Below are 5050 nucleotides of genomic sequence, written 5' to 3'. Positions count from 1 at the left end.
AGCCGCTGTCACTACTCCATGTTCCGGGCAGTCTACACGAGGCTCATCAGCAACGATATAAACCTTGTTTGTATTCCAATCGCAGGTACGCCAAGATCGTTGTCCGCGACCTTTGTCGTAGTAGGGAGCTTTTTTCCCACAAATGCCACATCGGCATTGTTCTCCCTTAGTGGGGTGAACCATAATTGCAAACGAGCCATCAGGTAAGATTTTCATATCATCGATGGCGGTATGCTTGACATTAAGAACAGCTTTCAGTATCTTTTTGGTGAGCATACATTTACCTCTCTGTACTATAGATTTTTTCCGCAAAAAAAATCGTACAGGAAAATGTATGCTTTTTCAATATTTACAATGGTTATAGCGTTTTATATACCCACACAAACTAACGAAGAGCCAAAAGAATTTGTTATAAACTTGTATGCCAATGGCATTTTGGATAAGACGGAGATTCGAACTGTATATCCTGCATTATATATGTACTTGTTCAGTCAGGTGGAAAACCGGATATTAGAAAAGGATGAATGGAAGTTTTACTTGCAAGCATACCGAGAAAGTAAAGTCGCGGACGCCGATAATCCATATTTACAAAGGTATTATGGCGATGGGTGTGCAAATGCTACAAATCTGTATAGCATGTACTATGCGATTCAACGTCAGGAAACAGCTATTTCGCCGTATATAGACGATTCGGATATTTATGTACTTGATGGCGTTGGGGCAGAGTATTTACCATTAATAGTTGAGCTTTTAAAGAAAAATGGTTACGACACAGAACTGTGTGATTATGCAGCTTGTCATCTTCCTTCTATTACAGATGTTAATAAGGACTATCTGTCGGCAGTACCATATCGGGAGTGGTTTTTGGATTTTGATCAGAAAGTTATTCATGGAGATTTTTACCGAACAGCAAGCAATCTTCGAAAAGCTTTCGACATACTGCAGGAGAAAATTAAGGATATTACAGTAGAATCCGCGGGAAAACGAGTTGTTATTACCGCCGATCATGGGGCAACAGCAAGAGCTCGCTGGACAGATTCAAAGAAGAAATATAACTTTGATGGCTCTGATCATGAGGGGCGTTGCTGCAAAGTGGCATCTAAGTCGGATTATGAGGATACTGTAGATTATATAGTCTATGAAGATGAGATAAAACCAGGCACACCATATGTGATTGCGTTAAATGATCAGTCGTTATATAACAGACCGAAGTATGAAGATCACGGTGGAGCAACTATTGAAGAGGTATTAGTCCCGGTGATTGTTGCTGTACCGCATGGTGAAGTTAGCAGCATCGCATACAAGGTCCTTGATGAAAAACTGGAAGTAAGCGGTTTAGATAAAATGGTTTCATTCGTTATTATACCTGATCCGGATGAAGAATCATATGTGATTGAGGCAGATGGAACCAAGCACGTACTTAAGAAGAGTGGATCAACATATTCTGCAAAATTACAGTCTGGTAAGGAGCAGAATATTACTGTAGTTGTTGCAGAGAAGGAATATGCATTCCGTACAAAGAGTAGAGCTAAGAAGAACATGGAAGGAGACGATGGCTTCGATGACTGATTTAGATGCTAAGATTAAAGATATATTTCCGGAAGAGTCTATGCATAAGACACCTGATCGATACAGCTTTTTCTCAGGTGTTAATGTGCCTTCATTTATAAAGGATTGGTTGATTAAAAAGTTCTCAAATGATGATGAGATAGATACAGAAGGGTTATATGATTTTATAAAAAAGCATATACCTACAAAGGATAGCAACATCCGTAGCAAGCTTTTAAACGGAGATGTTATTCAGATTCTCGCAAGAATTATTTTTGAATCAGACATTAAGAGCGGGGAATACCGGTTCCAGATTCCAGATATCGGTATTAAAAGTGGAGAAGGAAAGGTATCACCATATCTTGCACGTCAGGAAGGACTTCTGAAAGAAGGAGAGAACTGGGGTGTTGTGACCATGCAGTATGTTGAACCGGACGGTAAGGAAAAGGGATATGCAGAAATGGTTAAGTTCAAACCTTTCCGTCCGTATAAGCCTGATTTTGAATACTATTGTCAGGCAAGGGAACAGTTTACTTTAGAGGAATGGGTTGACTTCCTGATTTGTTGTATGGAGTATAATCCTAATTCGGTTTCTTTTGAATCTTTGGATCAGAAGTTGCTGTTTCTTACGAGGTTGTTGGTATTTGTAGAACCGAACCTAAATATGATAGAACTGGCCCCTAAGGGAACTGGTAAGTCGTACATTTTCAACAATTTGTCAAAGTATGGCTGGCAGATTAGTGGAGGAAAGATTACAAGAGCAAAGCTTTTCTATGATATGAGTAAGAATACTCCTGGGATTATTCCGTCCTATGAATTTGTGTCTTTAGATGAGGTTAAGACCATTTCTTTTGATAATCCTGAAGAGATTCAAGGAGCTTTGAAAAATTATATGGAACAGGGCTCCTTTACAGTTGGAAAATCTAAGTTGACTTCATTGGCGGGTTTGATTTTACTTGGCAATATTGACTTGGATGCATACAAACGTCCGCTAAATAATCATTACTTTGAGGAACTCCCGGAAGCCTTCCAGGATCACGCATTAATAGACCGTTTTCATGGCTTTATTGAAGGGTGGTATCTTCCAAGGATAAGTGAGGATTTGAAGCTAAACGGGTATTCTCTCAATGTAGAATATTTCTCAGAAATTCTATCTTATACGAGAACGCAGTCATTCTATAGCGCGATCGTTAAGGAATTACTTGATATTCCGAAGAATGCAGATACACGAGATACAAATGCTGTTATTAAGATGTGCTCTGGATATTTGAAATTATTATATCCACATGTTAGAAGTGCTGCCGATATTTCTCCACAAGAGTTTAAGATGGTGTGTTTTGATCCAGCCTTTGAAAAACGGAAAATTATCAGACAGCAGTTGGCTGCCATCGATAGGGAGTTTACCGATCGTATGCCAGATATAAAAGTAAGAGGGTTGGAATGATATATTTTGATAATGCAGCTACTACAGCAATGAGCGAAGCTGCTCTTGACGCTTTGATGGAAGTTTCAAGAAATCAGTACGGAAATCCATCTTCCGTTTATGGCTTCGGTAGAAAATCAAAAGATCTTTTAGAGCAATCCAGAAAGATTATAGCTGGCTGTATTGGTGCTGAGCCGGAAGAGATATTTTTTACTTCTTGCGGTACTGAAAGTGACAACTGGGTAATACGTCAGATTGGATCTGTCTGGAATAGTGCTATCACAACCGCGGTTGAGCATCACGCTATACTGTATCCAGCAGAAGAGAAGGCGGCAGAAGGCTATAATATTAGGTTTTTAACAGTTGACGAGAATTGTATGGTGTCAGAAGATGCTTTGCAAAACGCATTGACTGGAGCTCCAGAACTGGTTTCTGTAATGTTGCAAAACAACGAAGTTGGAGCTATTCAGGATATAAAAAGATTAGCAAAGATTGTGCATGAACGTAATGAAAAGTCTCTCTTTCATACGGATGCTGTTCAGGCAATAGGCCATATTCCGGTTAATGTAAAAGACCTTGGCATTGATATGCTATCAGCTAGTGCACACAAATTTAATGGTCCAAAAGGAATTGGGTTCTTATATATAAGAAAGGGATGCAATCTCAAAGCGTTCATCTTAGGGGGTGGACAAGAGAAAAAAATGCGCTCTGGAACGGAGAATGTTGCAAGCATCTATTCTATGGCAAAAGCATTAGAAGATAATGTCAACAACATGGGCACTGTACATGAGCATGTGTATAAATTAGAAAAATACTTTATTGCGTTACTTAAAAGGGAAGGCATCCAATTTAGAATAAACGGTAATAGCGACAATAGGGCGACAGGGATCCTGAACATTGCATTTGAGAACCTAGATGGAGAAGGCCTGCTGAACATGCTGGACATGCACGACATCTGCATTTCAATTGGCTCTGCCTGTAATTCAAAATCGCAGGATCGTTCACATGTATTGCAGGCAATGGGTTTAAGTGAAAGCCATATAGATTCTTCTGTAAGAATATCTATAGGACGTTTTAATACAGAGAAAGATGTGGAAACCATGGTAAAATGGATAACGAAGTATCGTGATATCACTATACTTGCGGATTCGTAGGTGATGAGATATGCCGGGATGGAATTTAAGAGAAGGGGCACTTATAGAGACAAAAGTTAGCGATGACGAATTCTGGTCGCTGTTTAATTTTGTCTTTTCTGATGCCTGCAAAAAGACAAATACCTATAAGTTTGGCCTGATCAAATCCATCTGCGATCAAGTATATGATCTTTATGATGACGGACAAGGCTTTTATCTTTCGTATGAAAAATTGTTCGCAAAATTCGCTGAGAACTATTGGAACCTTGTTAACCGATATTGCCTCAAACAGATGTCGTATAATGGCAAGTCCGAGTTTTCCAAGATTGAACTGATTATTAAAGATGCAGTTAAGACATACGAAATCCCGGAGAATATAGAATTCTTGTCTTTGTCGGAGGAGGATCGCAGAAAGATTACAAGAACGGTTACATCTGAATGTAAAAAATGTGTAATAGGTGCCTTGTATAATGACTTTGAAGGAAAGTTATATGCTTTTAATCTTAGAGGCACTGGATTGTTCTTAAGTTATGCAGCTTACCGGTTTATATCCAAGTATAAAATGGAAATTGAGAGGCTGAACTATTATGCTTGGGCCCGATTCTTAGAAAAAGTTAAGGTGTTAGTTGGAAAATGGGTCGGTAACCATGACTCCAATCAAATGATCGTTAAGCCGTACCTTTTTACATCTGAAATACTGTAGCGTATAGCAGAACCCGGTCTTAACATACCATCCTTTATAGCACGAATCGAAATATCTGTTTTACGGTACATATACTCAAATAGTGTACAGTAACGATTTATGTATTTTGTGGCCACACCACGGTAAAACTCATACTGTTTTTTGATAACTGAATGAAGGTTATTTACCGTGTTAAGATTGTAAAAGCTGGTCTTCTCGTTTTCGACATTCTTGATACTACAATCCGCCAATGTTTCGAGAATG

The 5050-nt window shown here is 38.9% G+C and carries 5 protein-coding genes and 1 pseudogene; 4 read left to right on the top strand and 2 right to left on the bottom strand.

Annotated features, from left to right (window positions below; all coding sequences use genetic code 11):
- A partial coding sequence (locus G625_RS20195; protein ID WP_044932959.1) for a transposase family protein occupies nucleotides 1-276 on the bottom strand: 276 nt, incomplete at its 3' end.
- A gap of 54 nt (nucleotides 277-330) precedes the next feature.
- On the opposite strand from G625_RS20195, the gene pglZ reads away from it, so the two are divergent.
- Genes pglZ through G625_RS0114360 form a run of 4 tightly spaced genes read left to right on the top strand, consistent with a single transcriptional unit; the run spans nucleotide 331 to nucleotide 4807 of the window.
- Nucleotides 331-1569 carry a BREX-4 system phosphatase PglZ gene (gene pglZ / locus G625_RS0114375; RefSeq protein ID WP_198014911.1) on the top strand — a complete coding sequence of 413 codons (1239 nt, stop codon included), beginning with the start codon at nucleotides 331-333 and terminating at the stop codon, nucleotides 1567-1569.
- Complete coding sequence (gene brxL, locus G625_RS0114370) at nucleotides 1562-2992, top strand: BREX system Lon protease-like protein BrxL (protein WP_029201650.1); 1431 nt, start codon at nucleotides 1562-1564, stop codon at nucleotides 2990-2992. Before pglZ ends, brxL begins: the two co-directional genes overlap by 8 nt.
- Nucleotides 2989-4125 carry a cysteine desulfurase family protein gene (locus G625_RS0114365; RefSeq protein ID WP_029201649.1) on the top strand — a complete coding sequence of 379 codons (1137 nt, stop codon included), beginning with the start codon at nucleotides 2989-2991 and terminating at the stop codon, nucleotides 4123-4125. The genes brxL and G625_RS0114365 overlap by 4 nt, the downstream gene beginning before the upstream one ends.
- Before the next feature lie 10 nt (nucleotides 4126-4135).
- On the top strand, nucleotides 4136-4807 hold the full coding sequence (locus G625_RS0114360; protein WP_029201648.1) for a hypothetical protein: 672 nt from the start codon (nucleotides 4136-4138) through the stop codon (nucleotides 4805-4807).
- Here G625_RS0114360 and G625_RS22905 read toward each other — a convergent pair.
- Nucleotides 4762-5050 (bottom strand): annotated as a pseudogene (locus G625_RS22905) (hypothetical protein); the annotation flags it as partial. The gene G625_RS0114360 and the pseudogene G625_RS22905 overlap by 46 nt on opposite strands.

This window comes from Oribacterium sp. NK2B42 (assembly GCF_000424445.1).
Lineage (GTDB): Bacteria > Bacillota > Clostridia > Lachnospirales > Lachnospiraceae > Oribacterium.
This window is presented reverse-complemented; position numbering and strand designations above follow the sequence as displayed.